Raw genomic sequence first — 18,722 nt, forward strand, 5'->3', positions numbered from 1 at the left:
ACTTTTTACGCAAAATCTGGCGGTGATTGCCCGGAGGGCCGCTTGCAGCAAGGCTCCGCAGGCCCCCCTCTTTCGCGAGGCAGGCAATTTAGCAAGTACCCGCGTGAAGTCCCGGCCACACCCGCGCCAACCCCTCCTTCTCGCCGAGCGGCACGGGTACCTCGCCGATGCCGATACCGATACCGGCCTTGATGGTCGAACGCAGCATCAGGCTGGAATAGAGGCCGGACACGATACGTCCCGCGTGCAGTGGTTCGCCGACGAGCGTCGGTGGCCGGTGGCTTGTCAGATTGGGCTGGTACATGACGAGATGGCGGCGGGTCCTCCTTCCCGAGTACTTAGCGCTCGCGCAATTGCACAATGTCATCCAGGTAGTCATGGGCTGGACGGACGAACATCTGCACCAGTTCACCATTCGTGGCAGGCGTTACGGCGAAGCCCATGAGGACGTTCTGCAATTCTCCACAGTGGCAAACGAACTGACGCTGGCCGCGTTTCGTCTGCGCGAACACGAAGGCTTCGTCTATGTGTACGACTTCAACGCGTGGTGGCGCCCCGATATACGGGTGGAGCGGCGTATACTGCGGCAGCATCCTGGCTGGCCTTTGACGGAGCAGGCAGTCTGACTCGGCGCACGGCGGCGCCTGCTGCTCAGTCCACGGTGATCTGGCGCTGGCGGATCACGCCGGCCCAGCGGGCGCTATCCTGCTGGATCGTGGTGGCCAGCGCCTGCGGCGTGCCGCCGGCGGTTTCCATGCCCAGCGTGGCCAGCTTCTCCTTCACTACCGGATTCGCCAGCACCTCCAGCGTCTGGCGATGAACGCGGCCAATCACGTCCTTGGGCGTGCCCGCGGGAGCCATCAAGGCATACCAGGAAACCGCCTCGAACTTCGGGAAGCCCTGCTCCGCAATGGTGGGCACGTCGGGCATCAGCGGCGAGCGCTTCTGGCTGGCTACGCCGAGCGCATGGAGTTTGCCCGACTTGATATAGGGCAGCGCCGACGAGACCTGCGCGAACATCATGGTCACCTGGCCGCCGACCAGGTCGGTCATCGCCGGGCTCACCCCCTTGTAGGGGATGTGGTTGAGCCTGACCTTGGCGTCAAGCTGAAGCAGTTCTCCGGCCAGGTGCGCCTGGCTGCCGGCCCCGGGCGAGGCGAACGTCAGCTCGCCTGGCTTCTGTGCCGCCAGCTTGAGTAGCTCGGCGAGGGAAGTGGCGGGGACGTTGGCGCCAACCACGAGCACGTTTTCCGCGGTGGCCAGCATGGTGACCGGCACCAGGTCCGTGGGCTTGTACGGCAGGCTGCGGAACAGTGACGGATTGACGGCGATGTTGCCCACCGGCACCAGGGCCAGCGTATAACCGTCCGGCGCGGCCTTGGCCGCCTGGTCAACGCCGATAGTACCGGCCGCGCCCGCCTTGTTCTCCACCAGCACGCTCTGGCCCCAGGCCTTGGACAAGCCCTCGCCCACGACACGTCCCAGCACATCGGCCGGGCCGCCGGCCGGAAACGGCACGATCAGCCGCACGGGCTTGGACGGATAGGCCTGCGCGCTGGCCAGCATCGGCAGGCCGGCCATTAGCAGGGTCATCAGGAATCGCTTCATCATCGAACATTCTCCCCTTCAGTCAGACATTCACAAATTCGGAAACTCGAAGAATCTGTCCCGCGCCGTGGTCAGGCCACGCGAAAACCGTGCTCATTGCCGATCGCCCGCGCAATGACGATCTGCAGGATCTGGCTCGTCCCTTCGTACAGCCGCAGCAGGCGGGCGTCCCGGTACATCCGCTCGATCGGATAGTCCGCCACATAGCCCGCGCCGCCGAACACCTGCATCGCGCGGTCCGCAACGCGGCACAGCATCTCCGACGAGAAGTACTTGGCCGCCGCCGCGTCCTTCACCGCCGTGCCCGTCGCATCGATCCGCCTGGCCGCGGCGAGCGTCATCGCACGCGCGGCCTGGATCTCGGCTTCCGAGTCAGCCAGCATGGCTTGCACCAGCTGGAAGTCGATGATGGCACGCCCGAACTGCCGGCGCGTTCCCGCATAGGCCACCGCCTCGTCGAGCAGCCGCTGCGCCATCCCAACGCCCATGGCGGCGATATTGATGCGGCCATGGTCGAGCGTCTTCATCGCGGTGCGAAAGCCCTTGCCCTCCACTGCGCCGATCAGGCGCGAGGCCGGCACGACCACGTTATCGAAGACCACGTCCGCGATCTGCGAGCCGCGATGTCCCATCTTCTTCTCGGGCTTGCCGACGCTGAGCCCGGCGCTGGCCCGGTCGACGATAAACGCGCTGATGCCGGATGCGCCCGGACTCTGAGGATCCGTGCGCGCCATCACGGTAAAAACGTCGGCGCGCGTGGCATTGGTGATGAAGCGCTTCGCCCCGTTGAGCACGTAGTCGCCGCCCCTGCGCTCCGCGCGCGTGGTCAGGCTGCCGGCATCGGAGCCGGCGTCCGGCTCGGTCAGCGCAAAGGCGCCGACCAGCTCGCCGCTGGCCAGGCGCGGCAGGAACTCCGCCTTTTGCGCATCGGTGCCGTCCAGCGAGATCCCCCGCGAACCGATGCCCAGGTTGGAGCTGTAGACGTAGCGGAACGCCGGCGAACTCAGGCTCAGCGCCATCTGGAAGCGCGCCTGCTGTTCGGCGTTGAGGCCGCTGCCGCCGAATTCGGGCGCGATCGACAAGCCGAAGAAGCCCATCTCCTTCATCGCCCCGACGATCTCTTCGGGTACCTCGTCGCGCTCCTCCACCTGCGGCTCCAGCGGCATCAGGCGCTCGCGCACGAAGCGCGTGGTGGCGGCCAGCATGCCTTCGAAACTGTCGTCATCGACATACTGGTCCGCAGACTTGGCTTGCGCTTCCATCAGATCGCTCCTTGCTCGTGCATTTCCTCGATCGCTTCGGTCCCGAAGCCCAGTTCGCGCAGGATGGCCCGCGAATCGGCGCCCAAAGGCGGCGCCGGATCGGAGTGGCCGCGCGGCAATGCGCCGAACCGCACCGGCTGCTCCACGTGGCATTGCCGGCTGCCGCCGGCGCCTTCACGCGAGACGATCAATCCGCGCTCGCGTACGTGTTCGCTGGCTACGCTGGCGGCCACCGATTGCACCGGGGCAACCGGCACGCCGAACGCGGACAGGCGCCCTACCGCCTGCGCCACCGTCATGTCCCGGGCCCAGGCCTCGATCATCGCGGCCAGCGCGTCTTCGTTCTGCTTGCGCGCCCGGTTGGTGGCAAAGCGCGGATCACTTGCCAGCGCGGGCTGGGCCATCGCCTGCGCCAGCTTGTCGAACAGGCGGTTGTTGGCGACCGTCAGCACAAAGGGTCCGTCCGCGGCATGGAACACACCGAACGGCGCCGAATTGGCATGCCGGTTGCCCACCCGCACGGCGGCTGCGCCGCCGGCCACCACGCGCGATACCAGCGTCGGCATCATGCTGAGCAGGCAGTCGTACATCGCCACGTCGAGATGCCGGCCGCGCCCGGTGCGCGTGCGCTGCCACAGCGCCGCCATCACGCCCCACGAAGCGAACATGCCGGCGGCCACGTCGGCAATGGATTCGCCGATCATGGTGGGCTGGCCTTCCGGCGCGCCAGTGACATCCATCAGGCCACTGAGCGCCTGGATGATGGTGTCGTAGGCTGGCCGGTCCGACCACGGGCCGGCCTGGCCGAAGCCGGAGATGCTGCAATAGACCAGTGCCGGGTTGATCGCCGCCAGGCGCGCATAGCCGATGCCGAGCCGGTCGGCCACGCCCGGCTTGAAGTTTTCAATGGCTACGTCGGCCCAGCCCGCGAGACGTTCGGTCACGGCGTCCGCATGGGCATGCTTGAGGTCCAGCCGCAGGCTGCGCTTGCCCCGGTTGACGAAGGCAAAGTTGGCGCTTTGCCCGTCGACCTGCAGGCCCATGTGCCGATAGTCGTCGCCCTCGAACGGCTCGACCTTGATGACCTCGGCGCCCGCGTCGGCGAGCATCGCGGTGCAGAACGGGCCCGCCAGCACACGCGAGAAATCGAGTACCTTCAGGCCGTGCAGCGGCAGGTCGGCACCGGCCGGGTTCGTCGCCATCATTCGCGGTGCTCCTTGCTCGTGTCGGCCGGAGCGCCGGTCAGCTCGAAGCCAGCCTGGTCGGCCGCGCTGGCGTAGCGTGCCAGCACGGCGTAGTCCGGGGCTTCGACGGGCGCGAAGCGCGACAGCCTGAGTTGCGCCAGCCAGCCCGCGCACGCCGCGTCACGATGCAGGTCCAGCAACACCGGGCGCACCCGCGCCACGGTATCGGCACCGGCCTGCGGCGAGGCCACCAGCGGCGGGATCGGCGCGGCCGGGGTGACCGCAACGCTACGCACCCTGGCCATCAACGCGGGCTCGTGCAGGCGCAGCAGATCAAGCACATAGCTGTCCACCACGCCGACCGCCGCCTCTCCGCCGACCACGGCGTCGATCACCTGGCGCGGCGTTGGCGTGGGCGCCCGGGTCGGCCGGAACAGCGTGCCGGTGCCGGCGGCGGCCTCTGTCATCAGGTAGTGGCGCGGCGCGTTGTAGCCGGAGTTCGACTCCGGCAGCATGCAGGCCAGCCGGCCGCCGAAGGCTTGCTCCAGCGTGGCGAACGCCGCATCGTCGCGCACGATGAACTCGGTGAAGTACACCGGTCTGCCACCATAGCGCGGCAGCGACGGCACCGGCGCGGCCAGCAGCCGATGGCGGCTGCCGGCGCTGACATACGGGAAGCCGCACATGAACACGCAGCCGCAGTCCGGCCGCGCCCACARCTCGCTGACCGGCGCCGGCGCGGCATGCTCGATATATGTCCATGCCACGCCGGCTCGCTCGCCCACGTACGCGAACAGGTCCCGCCACGCCTGTGCCACGGGCGCGGCTACCGCATACATGCGCGCGTTGGCAATCATGCGTAGACGAGCCGCTGGCCAATGCCCATGCGCTCGGCCTTCTTCATGATGGCGTGCCCCAGCGCAATATCGCTGAGCGACAGGCCGCGATGCCAGAACAGGTTGGTCTCGTCGTCGCTCTGCCGTCCCGGCTTGCGGCCGGCGACGATTTCGCCAAGCTCGGCATGGAGCGTCTGCTCTGACAACTTGCCCGCTTCCACATGCGCGCGCAGCGAGCCGAACATGCCGCCTTTGCATTGGGTCCAGTCATCCACCACCAGCTTGTTCATGATGTCGGTCAGCGACAACTCGACGGCGCTCATGGTCCCGTACGGCACGACGAACGCGCCCGGCTTGATCCATTCGGTCTTTAGCAGTGGCGTGGGCTTCTCCAGCCGCGACGCCTCCACCACGATGTCGGCACCGCGCACGCACGATTCCCAGTCCTGGGTGACGATGATCTTCTTGCCGAGATCCTTCTCCAGCCTGGCGGCGAATGCATCGCGGCTCTCAGGGCGCCGCGAATGCACGCGGATCTCGTCGAAGTCGAAGATGCTGTCGAGCAGGCGCACGTTCCAGTACGACGTGCCGCGCGCGCCGATATGGCCAAGCACCTTGCTGTTGCGGCGCGCCAGGTGCCGGGCGCCGAGCGCGGTCACCGCGCCGGTACGCGCGTCCGTGATGAAGGTGGCATCGATCATCGCCACGGGCATGCCGGTGCGCGGATCGAACAGGTTGAGCATCGCCATCTCCGACGGCAGGCCGAGCTTGTAGTTGTCCACGTAGTCGCCCACGATCTTCACACCGGCCAGCCCGAGCGGCGCCACGTAGCCGCGCAGCACATTGAAGTGACCGTTGAATGCCGGGTCCGGGATCAGGTGCACGCGCGGCTCGATCACGGTCTCGTTGTTGCCCTGCGCCAGCAGCCCCTGCTCGACCGCGTCGAGGATTTCCTGGTCGGTCATCGCCAGCTTCGCGATGTCCTTGCCGTTGATGTAAGTCAGATGGATATCGCTCATGTCGTTTCCTTGTCTCCCGCTGTGAAAGTTGGATCGATGCACCGGCATGGAACAGGGCCGCGCGCATCGGGCTGCGCATCCCCATCGCAGTGCCCGCGCCGAGCGCGACTGTCGCTGCATTGGTGCACGATGCACCATGAGCGGTTCCGGGCCGGCCAGCACGCGTTGCAGTGCGCTGTCAGAACCAAGTGTAGGCAGCGGTGCCCTTACTGTCATATGCTTATATGTCCGTAGGACTTAACATCACGTTAATGGTATGAAATCATGAAAATGAACCTCCGGCAGATCGAAGTGTTCCGCGCCGTGATGCTCACCGGATCGATCAGCGCAGCCTCGAAACTCTTGTATGTGTCGCAGCCCGCCATCAGCCGGCTGATGTCGCACACCGAGCAGCGCCTGGGCCTGGAACTGTTCCGCCGCGTGAAGGGGCGCCTGTACCCGACGCCGGAAGCGCGCCGCCTGCTCGGCGAGGTCAATGCCGTGTATGAAGGGATCGAGCGCGTCAATGAAATCGCCGAGGACCTGGCCACCAATCGCACGGGCAGCCTGCGCATCTCGTGCAGCCCCAACCTCGGACAGACGGTACTGCCCCGCGCGATCGCCTCGTTCCGCGCCGTGCATCCGGCAGTGCGCATCGTCGTGCGCACGCAGATTCCGGGTAACATGCTGCGCGCCCTGCTCTCCGGCCAGGCCGAGCTGGCCGTGTCCAACATGCCACTGACGCACCCCAATCTGGAATCCCGCCTGCTGGTGAAGAACCCGATGGTCGCCCTCGTTCCCGCGGGGCACCGGCTGAGCGGGCGCAGCTATGTGCGTCCCGCAGAGCTCGCGGGCGAGCCCTTGATCGGCTATGGGGCGGACATGCCGTTCGGGTTGCTGGTGCGGGAGATGTTCGGCAGCGATAGCGATGACATCGACATGCGGATCGAGGTGGAGCAGGCGCACGTGGCGCGCGCGCTGGCGCAGGCGGGCGCCGGCATCGCGCTGGTTGATGCCATGACCGTGTTCGGGCAGGACTGGCCCAATATCGTGGCGATTCCCATCCGGACCAAGGTCAATGCCTCGGTCCAGATCTTCAACGTGCAGTCCGAACCGCTCTCGCGCCTGTCGCTGGAGTTTGCCGAGGTGTTGGTGGCGATGATGAAGGGCTGACCGGCGCGAGGCGCGGACGCTACTCCGGTGATGGCTCCGGCGCCGGGGTTGCCGTTGCCGCCGGCCACGCTGCGCAAGCCCTCGCGCACGCGATGGGGTAATCGTGCTTGCAAAATCTGGCGGTTTGCACAGAATTACCCTTTTTAATCAATCACTTGAGAGGTGGAAGTTTTCGCGTGCCCCCCCCTTTTGAATTGACCCAGCGGAAAATTCCCTGCAAATTTCCCCCAACTAAATGAGAATTCCATGGGGAGAAGTCCACCATTTCCAGTAACGTCCCGGCAGATGCGAATGTGTCGGCGACGCAAAGATCTAGCGGAATTTTTAGCCTACTGCCCTACTCTGAAGCTAGGTAGACTTACTCATGTCCAGCGGAGGGTGAAAAACTCGGCTTTCGTCGAGTAACATCGATTAGTCGCTGCGCCACCGCTTCGAAACTGTAAGGCAGTCCTTGCAGGAGACCTCGACATGCATCTCCGCCTTTCGCACCTTTAAATTTGTACCGTCCAATCGCCGCGAACGCATGCAAAGAAAATCGCCAGCGCTGCGCATCAGACGCCCATCGCGAAAGCCCTGTTTCAGCAAGATGTGAACATCGTTGGCCAAGCGCTGTTCTTCGTCGCTTTGCGTCCCGTGCAAAAGACTAGATTCAACGTCGATTGCACCTGGCACCCACCTGAAGGGAATCGCAAGGCTATCGTTAAACGCCTGCGCTCGAACGCGAAGGTCCTCTTCGCGCGCCCGTAGGACGGCTTGTTCTGCCGCTTCTCTCGCTGCTTTGGCAGCACGGACCCGGTCTACGTCATCCGCCCGTGCACACATGAACAATCCATTGATATCGCACCAGACTTCGACCAGGGTTCCCGACGCAAGTCCGATCGGTCCCGTTCGAACCCTTCCGCTTGCGGTACGACGACCATAGACCTCGAGCTGTTTCCCATCCAGGTTCACATGGTTGCCTTCGACAGGAACGCGGACTCTGTGTCCCTCAATAAGCCACGGGGGGGCAATGCCCGCGGAAACAAGATGCAGTTGGTAGATGTCCATAGCCAAGACAGCCCCAGCAGCAACGCCGGGTTAAGTGCTACTCATGGTTGGAAAGTGTAGGCCAAACATCGAGAAAATTCTCGCGCGCTATTGACCGAAAAGAAACCCGCGTCGCCGGGAAGCGATACGCGGGTGGCAGCAAGGACTACCCCATCAGTCTACGTGAAGTTAAAAATTCTTTACCTCAGATATAAGAAATTTTTTCGTGCCATTTCTTGGCATTGCGGTCCGCCCCCGATACCGGCTTTCTCACACGTTGAATTGACGTCACACGGCTTCGAGGTTAATCCTTATCTCTGCCGATATCATCCGTTTGGCCTACTAGACTGACACCAAATCGTCATGCGGATTGTGTCCAGCCAAAGGAGACCGAAGTGATCGCCTCGCTCAAATCAGCAGCGGCCCTTCTGTCCGCCTGGCCAGGCGGACAGAAGGACTCGTTCCCGTACTGGTCAACCCGGCAATTTCCTTTCTTAGCTTGCCCGGGAGGGCAGCCATTGCCTTGGCCGTCGCCGTAAGGAAGCACGGCGCAGCCGCTAAGTAAAGCGCCACAGGCGATCAGCAACAAAAGAATGGATTTCATGGCTATTTTTATCTGGGGACTAGCGCGGGAGTATATCGGTCGCAATCCCRCTCATTTGTAAGAAACAGTGAAAAACGGGATGCAAGACATATCAATCATCCTCAGCCATACCCCGAGCGCCCGGCCATTGTCCGTCATTGCCACTATCGCACCCCTGGTCCATGGCATCGCTGAAGCCGCCTATGTCACAGCGCTCCAGCCCGAACGCCCCTTCATAGGGTGACGCGAAGCAGAGCCTGAGAAATGCGCCGCAGGCTACGGCAATGGCGAGAACAGTGGTCATTGGTCGGCAGTTGGATGCAGGCGCTGGGGGCAAACAGGCTACCAGCACCGACCAACTTTAATTGCAAAGAATAGTCAGAAAAAAACCGAGGTGTTCGCATGATGATTCGCCGCGAATACACCACCTTCGGCATATGCTTGGGCCTAGGCGGCGGCGCCAAGGGCGCGCGTGGCCGGGCGTGGACGGCGCCGAAGTGTTCAGCTTCACGATGCTGACCATCAATTCGGACAAGCATCCACTGATGAACCGCTTCCATGCTCCGGGCAAGGAAAAGAGGATGATCGTCATCCTGCCGCGGGCGGAATGGGACAACTGGCTGACCTGCCGGGATCCGGAGCGGGCGCGCAGCTTCATGCGGCCCCACGCGCACCGAGGGCCAAAGCCGCCGAATAGCCTTGCGCATCCCATCGAGAGAGTTATGTTCTCTCGGACCTAACTCCACTAGAGTGACACGGGGCAAACGCGATTGCCCCGCATTCCCTTCAGCACCCGCTTCCTCCTGGCCGCGGGTGCTTTTTTATAGACGCCGCGCACGCAAGTCGGACGATGCCTATGGCGCCGTCCTGCCGGCACGCCTAAAACGGAAGTACCGCCCAACAGAACCAATCATGCCACCGAGCGCGCCGGCGCCGAAGTGCCCTCCGTCGCGCGCCCATCGCTAGTGGGTTACTAGTTGTTGATGCGACGCATTATCATTAACAGTGGCAGCAGATTGGACCCCCTTGTTGCTATTCCAGGGTCTAGGCGCCATCTCCCTGCGCCTACACCCCTTTATCCCTCTAAGGTGCCTACCACCAGGCATAGAACTCATTTCCCAACACGGCGGAAATTGAGAGTCGCGGCCTGCTAAAGTCATTCCAGCCGCAGTTCATATGCGGCGCGCTTGGCGCGACGACTGGCTGACCTGCCGGGATCCCGAGCGCGCGCGAAGTTTCATGTGGCCCTACCGGCCGAGTTGATGGATGTGGAGGCGGCACCGCGCGCGCCCCGGGCGAAGGTCGCTGAATAGTCCGGCCCCACCTGGAAGCTACCCGTGGAATAGCCATCGGAGATGCTCCGCAGGCTGTAGGACGCACCCTGATAGCGACGCCTTCATTCCTGACCTAAAACCGAGGCATCAGCATCAGCATGGAGTCCATCATGCAACCAGGCGTAGAGGCCACGCGAAACATAGAGGAGGAGTTAGAAGACCTGGACGAAACGGATAGTGCCATCGAACGCGCCGGGAAACGCATTGAGGCACAGGAGCAGCGCATTGCGCAGTTGAAGCGGGAGGGTACAGATAGCGAAAGCGCCGAGAAGCTCCTAGGCGACATGCGCGACAGCCTCAAGCAACTCATCATGCACCGCGCACTTATCGTCAAGACCATTGCGTGCCGGGAGTGAAGAACCCGCCGCTGGTCTGTTGATGTGCCCGCACTATCCACTCGCATCGGATCCGGCGTCTTACTTGTGAGTGCAATGTGCGAAACGTCCTGAACGCGAGTGACTTGCCACGTCGGAGCCGTCGTGGCCAATGCACTCGTGGTGCGATAGGGCCAACCGGAACATCAAGCCTAAAGCATGCAAATTTCAAGGGCAGGAGTTCGCGACCTGCCCTCCTTCAGCGCCCGTGTCTACACGACAGCGAGCGCTTTTTTTGGCGATGGAGCGCAGGATGTCGGACGGTCTAGAACTTCAAAAGCGGACCTGCGGGCCAGCCAGTTGGGATCCTTGTTCGACACGCTCGTACTAAGCACCGTGCGTCGGAGGGCCCAACTGCAGCCAACTGGGAGAGCGGGTATCGAACTCCTGCGGCGAAATATCCCCCAGATGCGAGCATGCCTCGTCCGGAAGTGCAATGCTCAGCTCTGAATGCCATAGGACCACACCGGCGAGCCGAACGACATGGACGCGCTCCTCTCTCGGTACGGGGTAGGTGGAAACGTGTCCGGGAACTGCTACCAAGGAAACACGCCGCCGCACCTCATGGCTGAGCCATCCAGACGCGTCGCGGCGAACCAACGCCATGGCCGCCACGTGCCAATGTAAGTAGACTGCCCGCGAGACGAGCAGAAACAGGATAAACACCGCGACCCAAAGCATGATGACGCTCCGTTATGGCGCCGCTACTATTGTGATGCGTGGCGGCTCGCCAACTCGCAAAGTGTGACAACTAATGAACTTTCCGTATATCCGGCTTTCTACCGGCCCCGCGTGAGGCAATTCACGGCCTAGCCGACACCAGCGCCCCGCAATCGCCAGGTAATACCGCACGCCGTGACCCGGTGGAGCCGCCAGTCGAGGAGCCGAACAGGTTCAACGCAGCGCCGATGGAATCGGCGCGTCCCAACTGTGGGCAGCTCTTGGTATTAGCGAGTCGCATGCGGGGCGGCGTGATTTAATGACTCCGCTGCCTCGCGAATGGATTTTCCACGGGACGCGCCACTAACCAGCGCTTTCCGAGGTTATTGGGTATCCACTCGGTACATACAGTCGCCGACGGCATTGATCGCCGGGTTTTTGCTGAACTTGATCTTGCGGCTCATGGCTTGCTGCGCGCGGTGCAGTGCCGCCTCGTGTCGCCTGAAGCTGTTGAGCGGGGTGAGGAAGGTGCCATCGCTCAAGGTGGCGAAGCGCACGATCCCCATGTCGATGCCGACCGCGCTGCCGGCCTGCGGCACAGGCTGGTCGACCTCGCGCTCGGTCTGGATGCTCACGAACCACTTGCCGGATGACAGGCTGACCGTGGCATTCTTCACCATGCCAAGCACGCTGCGGCTATTGCGGAAACGCGGCCAGCCCAGCTTAGGCAGGAAGATCCGGTTGTTTGCCTGGTCCAGCTTGATCTGCTTGGCATCGGGGTAGCGGAAGCTGTCGCGCTGGTCCTTTCTCTTGAAGCAAGGGAAATCCGCTCGCTTGGCGAAGAAATTGGTATAGGCGCGCTCCAAGTCCTTGAGCGTTTGTTGGAGTGGGTGCACTGGCGCATCCTTCAGCCACGACGTATCGGCGCTGTGTCGCCATCCGCAGTGAGTAGCTGACACAGCCCGGCATAGCCTAGCTTCTTCTCGCCTTGCTCGTAGCACTCCTTCTGCAACGCCAGGGCCTTGTTGAACACGAAGCGACACGAACCGGCGAAGCGGCGCATGTCGCGGTGCTGCTCGCCGTTAGGCATCAGTTCGAATTTGAAGGCTTGGAGTCGTTGCATAAATTGATCGTATCATCGATCAAGCGTTGTCAAGGACGCCTTCGGCATTCGCGCTATCCTTCCCCGGCCTGAAGAGGCTGTCGCAATAGGGTACACGGCCGAGCGCGCCGGCTTTTTTCGCCCTGACAATTCAAGCACTTACAAAGCTAAACTGTCTCGATTTGTACCTTTTGCGACAGCCTCTGAAGACCGGGGCTTGCCGCGCTTCCCGGTCAATTTGAATTGAGAGAGGTGTCTGCAGTTGAGTTGGAGGGCTTGGAGGAAAAGGCAACAAAGCTGGGGGACTACATTCTCGCGGGCGGCTAATGCAGGAGGAAGATGCAACATGGATGGAATAGGCCGTCGCCTCCACCCTCTACCCGTCAGCTTGGGACCGGTATCGCAAGGAAATGCGGGTGGCCTCGACTCAGCCGCAAGTCGCTGGGTAGCGCGCGGATAAAGCTGGTCGACGCCCCCCCCTGAAGCTGCTTGAATCGTTACCTTGTTACGTCGAGGCTAGCGAGGCAGACAGCGAAATGTGCCCATCCAAAGCACGGTCGCCCCAGACGGTCAATGCTGCACTGGCACATTTCCAACGGGGGGACGTCATGATCTGCCCCAAGCAGCGCAGAACTCGCCGCACCACACGTTCCTCAACTACACTTCGCTGTGTGTAGCCAGAAGCCGATGTGAGGAAACGGTATGGATATGACAGAGGCGCTTGTATTGGCTGCGGTCATCGGTGCCGCACTGCTCTCACTTCTTGTGGCCCTGCGAAACCGGTACAAGCTATGCGTCCAGGCCCATCTGCTACTCGACGATCTTGTGCTCACTCCCGTCTCCGGCCGTCAAGTTTCCCTTGTGGGACACCACAACGGCGTCGACGTTAGCGGAGTCGTGCCTGCTGCAGATATCCTATACAAGATTGAATCTCACCCTCTAGAATTGTCAGTCCATTCCCACGCCGACGGCCCTCTCGCTGCCAAGATGACCGACTGGGACGTCCCGCACTTTACGGTGCAACTGTTTCGCGGCGACGAAGAAATCTGGCGCCGAGATGTTCTCCGGAACGAAGCGCTTCGTATTCGCGACAACATCGAAACCTTACGCAAGTGGGCAGGTTCACGCAGGACAGGCGACAAGACGATTCACGACTTGGACCTTCTTCACATCTAGCACCGCCCCCCCGCCCCCCTCGGCTCTGCTTGCTACCGTTGTCGACGCTACCCAGTCAAGAAGGGGCATCAACTGGCCACTTGGGTCGGTGGTGCCGAAGCGGGCGAACTGCGGAGGCAATACGCGACTGGGCCGCATCACAAAACGAAGGCAGCGAGTAATATCTGCGCGCGTTGCTGTTTCAGGACGCGCGCTCTGTAGTCATAGCTACCAGCCAATAGCACGGGAATTGCCGCGCACTGCGAAAGCCGCCACTGCCAACTGATCGGCGAAGAGGTTCCCGCCGCCGGCGATTTTGATTCGCTTAGCGTGACCGCTCAAAAGTACTGGGCATCGGCGTCTTCCATGTGGGTGCCATCCGCCCTCATTGCGAGCTGGGAGGCTTTGGCCGCGTGGGTGGCGGCCTGCTCGAGCAGGGGCACGTGCGCCTTTGGGACAACGAGCATCGTCAAACCCAGTCCTTCCAGCGCGCGTAGTGCGTGCTCCAGATTCACCCCTTTGCCGTTCTCCAGCTTGGACAGCATGCCGACGGAAACGCCGCAATGCCTGGCCGCCTGGTCAATTGGCATCCCCTCGGCAACCCGCGTCGCCCGAATGCGATCACCCAGTTGGTCGATGGTGCGGATGGCAGCCCGCGATGGTGGCGCGGCATCGGCTAGCGGTCGTGGCATTGGGGGAGGTCCGGAGATTTGGGAGACTGGGAGATCCAGCACTGGGGCTGCTCTCCCGATTATTTCACTATCGTGAAAGTATATCAAACGCCGCGCCCTCGCCTGCACCGCCGCCAACTCAGCGCGCAATTTCCGCGAGCGCCTGCTCGGCATTCTGGCTGGTCGATCTCCCGCAGTGCGCGGCGCTCGGTAGCGCTGGCCCGCTCCTGCGCGATGGATACCGATCGCGGGTACACTCCAGCTCCGTCGAGAATTGGGTACGCAACTCCTGCAACTGCCGCTCGAGCACCCCTAGAGCTGGGGGACCCCCCGCGCGACGCGCGTGCGCGGACAAGTTGGCCTGGCCCTCGGCATCCAGTTCACAGCCTCACAGAACGACACGGTATCGGCCGCGTCGTTCTTATCAGTTCTGGCGCCTGGTGGGCGATCTGACCCGCGTGGACCTGCCGTCGCTGCGGAAAGGCTGTGCGCCTGGCAGGCATTGCAAGCGTGGCTGCCTGTAAAGCCGCGTCTGGCATAGCTCGTTCACGCTCCCACGTTACTTGGGCATCCCCTCATACATGCTGGTGACGTCATCCATCACCTGAAGAATACGCTCGCTGGTCGTGGCGATGTTTCTCAACTGTTCCGCGCGACTGACCCCGGTCTGATTGAGTGCCTCTTCAAAGAACAGCCACTGAGAGCCGGCAAGCTGCAGTTCGCGACGGATTGCCTCTGTGTTTTGCGGTGCCGCGGTGAGGAGTTCCTGCGCGGCTGCGAATTCCCTGGTAGCCGTGTCCAGATCCTGCGCCATCTGGGGGGAGTTAATGCCCCAGGCGCGGAACATGCTGATCTTGGCAATTCTCTGCGAGAGCATCCGCTGGCGGCCGGCAACGTTGATCAGCTTACCCATCATGGTGCCGGAATGTTTCTCGAGCAGGAGGGTTCCCTGTTGCGCAAGCTTCAGCATGTCCTCGCTCATTCTTGCGATTGCTTTCGCGCTATCGAGATTCGGATCGCCAGCGGACAGCAACTGCTTATAGGGAATCCATGTCTGCTCGAGCCTGGCGTAGGTGTCCTTGATCTCCGGCGTGGGCGCGGACGCCTTCAGCTCCATGAGCTGCTTGTCAAAGAGCGCCACGGACTGTTCGAGGACCTTCTTCGAACGTTCGACTTCAACACCGAGGCCAGCCTGGCAGTAAGCCTTGGCCATGCGCTGAGACAGCATGCGCTGGCGGCCCGCCTTGTTGATCGCCGCGTTGATCGTTAGCGTTTCGGCCGAAGCGGTCCCGGCCAAGGCCAGCGCCAGGACGCTGCAGGCAACCAAGCAGAAGGAACAGAGGTAACGTTTCAAGGGTGTCTCCGCGTTAAACTTTGATTGGACCTTTGGACGCATCGCTCGGGCCGACGACGTGTCGGATCAGCTGATCCATCTCTTTGATGATGTCCGCAAGCACCAGCGTGATCACCGCGAACTCCCTGCCGTACTCTCCCGCCCGTGCCGCCGAGATGCGCGCATTCATTGCAACGATATTCGCCTGCAAAGAAATACCGCTGAGGCGCTCGACGAGGTCGGTGTGGCGTTTGCGCACAGCGACCTCGCAACGGTGCATCTCCTCCTGGTAGGCCTGCGTGACGGTCTGCAGCAGTTCAAGCATTGGCGTGGCCTGCGCCACCAGCACGTCGAGGGATGGCGCTCGCCGGCTGGTGTCGGCCAGTGGTGCGTCTATCGCTGTTCTGACCTGGGCGATGAATTCACGGATACGCGCGTCAGCGCGTGGACTACCAAAGTACAGTTGCTGCAAAGCGCCGGAGAATGCGCCGGGAAAACGCTCATTGCCCGTTACGAGATCCGAATGCGCCGACTCGAACATTGACAGGCACTTGCGTGCGATATCGAGCGCGGCAGTGTCCCCCCGCGAAGCGAGCAATATCTGGAGGACGATCCGTTGCGACAGCATGCGCTGCCTTCCGGAAAGGTTGATCAATCCGCCGATGGTTTCGGCGGACACTTCGGCCTCGGGTGACTGAGTAGAGAAAGCGTTCATGCCATGCCTTGCAGGTAGTGTCGACGCAGACGCGCACCGCGCTGACCGGCAAAGAAAAAGCGCCCCGAAGCGAGATGCTTGCAAACCGGTTGTCCGATTCGTGAACATTTCGCTCCGGGGCGCCGTTGCCCGGGATGCTCCTTTTCGGAGCGTGTCATCGCGACTTGCCAGATTGTTTCAAGGCCGCCGTTGGCCTATGTGTCGCCCACGCAATATCTATGCCATAGCTCACGGAAGTTGCATCAGGCTGCGGGCGCAGGAAAATGGCACGGCGGGACCGACCCGCGCACCGATCCCGTGCCAGATGCCTCATCACGACGCGTGCGTAGGGGCATGGCCAACTGATCACGGGTAACTCTCGGCTTGACGAGAAGTGCTTTGCCTGCCGCATCGACCCCATGAACGGCAAACACGTCTTTGGCCAGATCGATACCCACGGTAACAATGGACATGGGGCTTCCCCTCCTGTGGTCGTGATGGCGTTTCGACACGCCATCATGGCACCTCAATGCCGACTTGCGGCTTCCGCCGCAGCCTCGGGACGGGGAAGCCCTTTCCATTCGATTACCCAAAATTCCGATCGGTCTGCCCATCGTGGAGGGGCCATGACCTCTCTCGGTAGCCCGCAGTCTATTGGTTTTCAAACCTATTTCTTGGCGACTACGAGAGCGCCCAAAGCGGGGGCTGACTAAGCGGCAATGCGGTGGCTTTCTGCTCTGGCGATGGAGGGATACCATCGTTCCACGTGCGATCGGAGCTGGTCATTGAGCACGGCAGTCCGGATTTGTAGCAGTGCGTGCGCGTGCCACTGCCTTGTCTCGCTATCGGCAAGTTGACAGCGCCGTCCATATATACCCGGCCCCCGAATTTCGGAGGACCGTAGCACGCAGTGTGGCTGACCAGAATGGTGCTACGGTGCGCGAATCAGTGAGCGCCTGGGTTCGCCCGGCCTTCGTCTATCAGCTTCTCTGCATAGTCGCGCGCATGCTGCCACGCCTCACCTTCGGAAAAGTACTGCCCAGGCACAGGCTCGTGCTCGAAGATCTTGATCGAGCTGCCGTCCGCCGCTTTTGCACAGATCGTCACCTGGCCCTGCCAGGGCCCACCGGTTGGGGACGTTGCGCATGCCTCATACCAGTGATCTTTGTAGTACGTGAAGCCTTGGAGATCCATAGCCTTCTCCAGTTGTTCAAAAGAATCGTAGCACGGCCAAGACTGGGCCGAGTGGGCTGCACACCGCTATATATTGCATCGACCGACGCGCTTGTTCAGCGCGATCTATAAACGGCATTGCGCGGTGCATCATCGCTTCTTCACACATCTGACGCTTGAGTACAAAGGCCAGAAGCGCTGGCGCGCCTTGTTGTTTCCGCCCTTTGCGCCGGTAGCCTTCGTGCTGGCGGCCGTGCCGTTCGCGCTGATGATCGGCGTGGTGTTCTCGAAGAACGCGGGCTATATCGCGCTGATGACGATGGCGGCGTACTACCTGATGTACGAGGGCCTGCATACGCTGTCGCACATCACGGATACCCGCATGGCGATGTGGAACCAATCGAGAACGTACTCACCGCGGTCACCAAAGCCGAGCCGGCCGGCCGGTGCTCAAGCTTGTGCAGGTAGGCAAAACTATGGCCGGCATCCTGATCGCGCATTGACTTCCCGACGATCACTTCAAACCAGCCATCCTGCCGGCACCGGTGGCCGGCCGGCCGAAGGTAGCCGCCGTCAATGCCGACGGCGCGGACCGGACTGGGCTCCGGGGTGTCGGACGAACCGACGCTCGCGGCCACGTCCGCGTGCCGTCGGGCGTCAGTGGCCTGTTCCGCTTCCAGCCGGCGACCGAGCCCGGTGACCTGGCGCCGGATCGAACTGGCTGCCAGCACATGATCGAGCGGCAACACTTCCTGCAGGACGTTGACGGTCAGGCCATAGGACATCAGCGCTGCAAACTTGACCTCGAGATACTGCAGTTCTGGACTGACCCGCTCGGGCAAATAGTTAGCGAACGGACTGAAGGTGGGGGCGTCGCCTTGGCACAGCCGACAGGGATACAGCCTGGGACTGTCAATCGACAGTCGCCCCAACGCGCTCCGGAAGACCAAGTGATGGTGGCCCTTGCAAACCAACTGCGCACCGCACGTGGGACAAACGCTGGTCCGGGCAACTACTTCAACAACCTGTGCCGCGACCATCGTGCGCTGCAGCCGACCCAGCAATGATTTCGCCTCCTCCAGATGCGGGCCCAGCGAGCCCACATCAAGCCCGTCTCTGTCGAACTGGGCTATTTCGGTGACGGTGGCTGGCACGCCTCCATCGTCCTGCACTACAAGTTGCAAGCTGATACGCATGGCCGCCCTCCTCCCTTGGAAGCTGCGGCGACCAGTCTACCCCTCGAGCTCTCGCAACCGATCATTGACGATCTGACGGTCAAAGCGACGATCCAGCCAAGTCAGCCACCCGCCGACCTCAACGCGTAAGTCTTCCAACACGATTGGCTCCTCGCGCAGCGACTCGAGCCAATCGAGGAACTCATACTCACTGCGTTCGCCACTGGCCTCCATATAGCTCCCGATCCCGCCCATGTCCTCTGGCGGGCAACGCCCGCAACCGGCCACGCAACGTGGCAGCCCGCCAGGATGTTGCCGCAGCCTACGCCGCTCCACCCGTATCTCGTGGCGCCACCACGCGTTGAAGTCATACACATAGAC

Annotated in this window: 18 protein-coding genes and 4 pseudogenes; 6 read left to right on the forward strand and 16 right to left on the reverse strand. The window is 62.3% G+C overall.

Translation table 11 applies throughout. From position 1 onward, the window contains the following. Positions 1-88: 88 nt before the first annotated feature. Positions 89-304, reverse strand: coding sequence for a hypothetical protein (locus AC1DN0_RS26680; RefSeq protein ID WP_441632661.1), 216 nt, complete (start codon positions 302-304; stop codon positions 89-91). Here AC1DN0_RS26680 and AC1DN0_RS26685 point away from each other — a divergent pair. Then, entirely contained in the window at positions 303-626 is a 324-nt protein-coding gene (locus AC1DN0_RS26685; protein ID WP_441632663.1) for a plasmid pRiA4b ORF-3 family protein, read from the forward strand. The genes AC1DN0_RS26680 and AC1DN0_RS26685 overlap by 2 nt on opposite strands. A gap of 25 nt (positions 627-651) precedes the next feature. Here the strand turns inward: AC1DN0_RS26685 and AC1DN0_RS26690 are convergent, their stop codons facing one another. From AC1DN0_RS26690 to AC1DN0_RS26710, 5 genes are all read right to left on the reverse strand, one after another. Then, on the reverse strand, positions 652-1,608 hold the full coding sequence (locus AC1DN0_RS26690; RefSeq protein ID WP_441632693.1) for a Bug family tripartite tricarboxylate transporter substrate binding protein: 957 nt from the start codon (positions 1,606-1,608) through the stop codon (positions 652-654). Positions 1,609-1,679: 71 nt separating this feature from the next. Further along, complete coding sequence (locus AC1DN0_RS26695) at positions 1,680-2,870, reverse strand: acyl-CoA dehydrogenase family protein (RefSeq protein WP_441632665.1); 1,191 nt, start codon at positions 2,868-2,870, stop codon at positions 1,680-1,682. Further along, positions 2,870-4,075 carry a CaiB/BaiF CoA transferase family protein gene (locus tag AC1DN0_RS26700; RefSeq protein WP_441632667.1) on the reverse strand — a complete coding sequence of 402 codons (1,206 nt, stop codon included), beginning with the start codon at positions 4,073-4,075 and terminating at the stop codon, positions 2,870-2,872. The genes AC1DN0_RS26695 and AC1DN0_RS26700 overlap by 1 nt, the downstream gene beginning before the upstream one ends. Next, complete coding sequence (locus AC1DN0_RS26705) at positions 4,072-4,911, reverse strand: phosphate/phosphite/phosphonate ABC transporter substrate-binding protein (RefSeq protein WP_441632669.1); 840 nt, start codon at positions 4,909-4,911, stop codon at positions 4,072-4,074. The genes AC1DN0_RS26700 and AC1DN0_RS26705 overlap by 4 nt, the downstream gene beginning before the upstream one ends. Further along, positions 4,908-5,909: an ornithine cyclodeaminase family protein gene (locus AC1DN0_RS26710; RefSeq protein WP_441632671.1), complete on the reverse strand. Its 1,002-nt coding sequence runs from the start codon at positions 5,907-5,909 to the stop codon at positions 4,908-4,910. The genes AC1DN0_RS26705 and AC1DN0_RS26710 overlap by 4 nt, the downstream gene beginning before the upstream one ends. A gap of 264 nt (positions 5,910-6,173) precedes the next feature. On the opposite strand from AC1DN0_RS26710, the gene AC1DN0_RS26715 reads away from it, so the two are divergent. After that, positions 6,174-7,061 (forward strand): LysR family transcriptional regulator, encoded by an 888-nt coding sequence (locus AC1DN0_RS26715; protein WP_477111975.1) that lies wholly within the window; start codon positions 6,174-6,176, stop codon positions 7,059-7,061. A gap of 411 nt (positions 7,062-7,472) precedes the next feature. On the opposite strand, the gene AC1DN0_RS26720 is transcribed toward AC1DN0_RS26715, so the two are convergent. Next, complete coding sequence (locus AC1DN0_RS26720; RefSeq protein WP_441632675.1) at positions 7,473-8,108, reverse strand: hypothetical protein; 636 nt, start codon at positions 8,106-8,108, stop codon at positions 7,473-7,475. Between the two features lie 340 nt (positions 8,109-8,448). Then, positions 8,449-8,691, reverse strand: coding sequence for a hypothetical protein (locus AC1DN0_RS26725; protein ID WP_441632695.1), 243 nt, complete (start codon positions 8,689-8,691; stop codon positions 8,449-8,451). A gap of 461 nt (positions 8,692-9,152) precedes the next feature. Between AC1DN0_RS26725 and AC1DN0_RS26730 the strand changes: the two genes are divergently transcribed. Together AC1DN0_RS26730 and AC1DN0_RS26735 are read left to right on the forward strand one after the other, a co-directional pair. Next, a complete protein-coding gene (locus AC1DN0_RS26730) occupies positions 9,153-9,410 on the forward strand; it encodes an SOS response-associated peptidase family protein (protein WP_441632677.1) in 258 nt (85 codons plus the stop codon). Positions 9,411-10,114: 704 nt separating this feature from the next. After that, positions 10,115-10,360 (forward strand): hypothetical protein, encoded by a 246-nt coding sequence (locus tag AC1DN0_RS26735; RefSeq protein WP_441632679.1) that lies wholly within the window; start codon positions 10,115-10,117, stop codon positions 10,358-10,360. A 1,112-nt stretch (positions 10,361-11,472) separates the two neighbouring features. Here the strand turns inward: AC1DN0_RS26735 and AC1DN0_RS26740 are convergent. After that, positions 11,473-12,161: pseudogene (locus tag AC1DN0_RS26740) on the reverse strand (RNA-guided endonuclease InsQ/TnpB family protein); the annotation flags it as partial. Between the two features lie 681 nt (positions 12,162-12,842). Between AC1DN0_RS26740 and AC1DN0_RS26745 the strand changes: the two are divergent. Then, the gene (locus AC1DN0_RS26745) at positions 12,843-13,316 is read left to right on the forward strand and encodes a hypothetical protein (RefSeq protein ID WP_441632681.1); all 474 of its coding nucleotides are present in this window, start codon (positions 12,843-12,845) and stop codon (positions 13,314-13,316) included. 317 nt (positions 13,317-13,633) lie between these two features. Here the strand turns inward: AC1DN0_RS26745 and AC1DN0_RS26750 are convergent, their stop codons facing one another. The 5 genes and pseudogenes from AC1DN0_RS26750 to AC1DN0_RS26770 form a co-directional block, all read right to left on the reverse strand. Further along, positions 13,634-13,987 carry a helix-turn-helix domain-containing protein gene (locus AC1DN0_RS26750; protein ID WP_441632683.1) on the reverse strand — a complete coding sequence of 118 codons (354 nt, stop codon included), beginning with the start codon at positions 13,985-13,987 and terminating at the stop codon, positions 13,634-13,636. Between the two features lie 538 nt (positions 13,988-14,525). Then, positions 14,526-15,320, reverse strand: coding sequence for a type IV pili methyl-accepting chemotaxis transducer N-terminal domain-containing protein (locus AC1DN0_RS26755; RefSeq protein WP_441632685.1), 795 nt, complete (start codon positions 15,318-15,320; stop codon positions 14,526-14,528). Positions 15,321-15,333: 13 nt separating this feature from the next. After that, positions 15,334-16,014, reverse strand: coding sequence for a methyl-accepting chemotaxis protein (locus tag AC1DN0_RS26760; protein WP_477111974.1), 681 nt, complete (start codon positions 16,012-16,014; stop codon positions 15,334-15,336). A 338-nt stretch (positions 16,015-16,352) separates the two neighbouring features. After that, a pseudogene (locus AC1DN0_RS26765) lies at positions 16,353-16,466 on the reverse strand (IS110 family transposase); the annotation flags it as partial. Positions 16,467-16,938: 472 nt separating this feature from the next. After that, positions 16,939-17,187 carry a hypothetical protein gene (locus AC1DN0_RS26770; RefSeq protein WP_441632689.1) on the reverse strand — a complete coding sequence of 83 codons (249 nt, stop codon included), beginning with the start codon at positions 17,185-17,187 and terminating at the stop codon, positions 16,939-16,941. Positions 17,188-17,227: 40 nt separating this feature from the next. Between AC1DN0_RS26770 and AC1DN0_RS26775 the strand changes: the two are divergent. Next, positions 17,228-17,545 (forward strand): annotated as a pseudogene (locus AC1DN0_RS26775) (sterol desaturase family protein); the annotation flags it as partial. Here AC1DN0_RS26775 and AC1DN0_RS26780 read toward each other — a convergent pair. Both AC1DN0_RS26780 and AC1DN0_RS26785 read right to left on the reverse strand, forming a co-directional pair. Then, positions 17,542-18,362, reverse strand: a pseudogene (locus AC1DN0_RS26780) (ISKra4-like element ISBte1 family transposase); the annotation flags it as partial. The pseudogenes AC1DN0_RS26775 and AC1DN0_RS26780 overlap by 4 nt on opposite strands. Positions 18,363-18,398: 36 nt before the next feature. Next, the coding region (locus AC1DN0_RS26785; RefSeq protein WP_477146136.1) for an IS1096 element passenger TnpR family protein at positions 18,399-18,722 on the reverse strand (324 nt) is incomplete at its 5' end.

This window comes from Cupriavidus sp. 05N39 (assembly GCF_056397325.1).

Coding starts and splice junctions, on each gene's coding strand:
- AC1DN0_RS26685 (WP_441632663.1), top strand. CDS start 303: ATGACGAGATGGCGGCGGGTCCTCCTTCCCGAGTACTTAGCGCTCGCG.
- AC1DN0_RS26680 (WP_441632661.1), bottom strand. CDS start 304: ATGTACCAGCCCAATCTGACAAGCCACCGGCCACCGACGCTCGTCGGC.
- AC1DN0_RS26690 (WP_441632693.1), bottom strand. CDS start 1,608: ATGAAGCGATTCCTGATGACCCTGCTAATGGCCGGCCTGCCGATGCTG.
- AC1DN0_RS26695 (WP_441632665.1), bottom strand. CDS start 2,870: ATGGAAGCGCAAGCCAAGTCTGCGGACCAGTATGTCGATGACGACAGT.
- AC1DN0_RS26700 (WP_441632667.1), bottom strand. CDS start 4,075: ATGATGGCGACGAACCCGGCCGGTGCCGACCTGCCGCTGCACGGCCTG.
- AC1DN0_RS26710 (WP_441632671.1), bottom strand. CDS start 5,909: ATGAGCGATATCCATCTGACTTACATCAACGGCAAGGACATCGCGAAG.
- AC1DN0_RS26715 (WP_477111975.1), top strand. CDS start 6,174: ATGAAAATGAACCTCCGGCAGATCGAAGTGTTCCGCGCCGTGATGCTC.
- AC1DN0_RS26720 (WP_441632675.1), bottom strand. CDS start 8,108: ATGGACATCTACCAACTGCATCTTGTTTCCGCGGGCATTGCCCCCCCG.
- AC1DN0_RS26725 (WP_441632695.1), bottom strand. CDS start 8,691: ATGAAATCCATTCTTTTGTTGCTGATCGCCTGTGGCGCTTTACTTAGC.
- AC1DN0_RS26735 (WP_441632679.1), top strand. CDS start 10,115: ATGCAACCAGGCGTAGAGGCCACGCGAAACATAGAGGAGGAGTTAGAA.
- AC1DN0_RS26745 (WP_441632681.1), top strand. CDS start 12,843: ATGGATATGACAGAGGCGCTTGTATTGGCTGCGGTCATCGGTGCCGCA.
- AC1DN0_RS26750 (WP_441632683.1), bottom strand. CDS start 13,987: ATGCCACGACCGCTAGCCGATGCCGCGCCACCATCGCGGGCTGCCATC.
- AC1DN0_RS26760 (WP_477111974.1), bottom strand. CDS start 16,014: ATGAACGCTTTCTCTACTCAGTCACCCGAGGCCGAAGTGTCCGCCGAA.
- AC1DN0_RS26770 (WP_441632689.1), bottom strand. CDS start 17,187: ATGGATCTCCAAGGCTTCACGTACTACAAAGATCACTGGTATGAGGCA.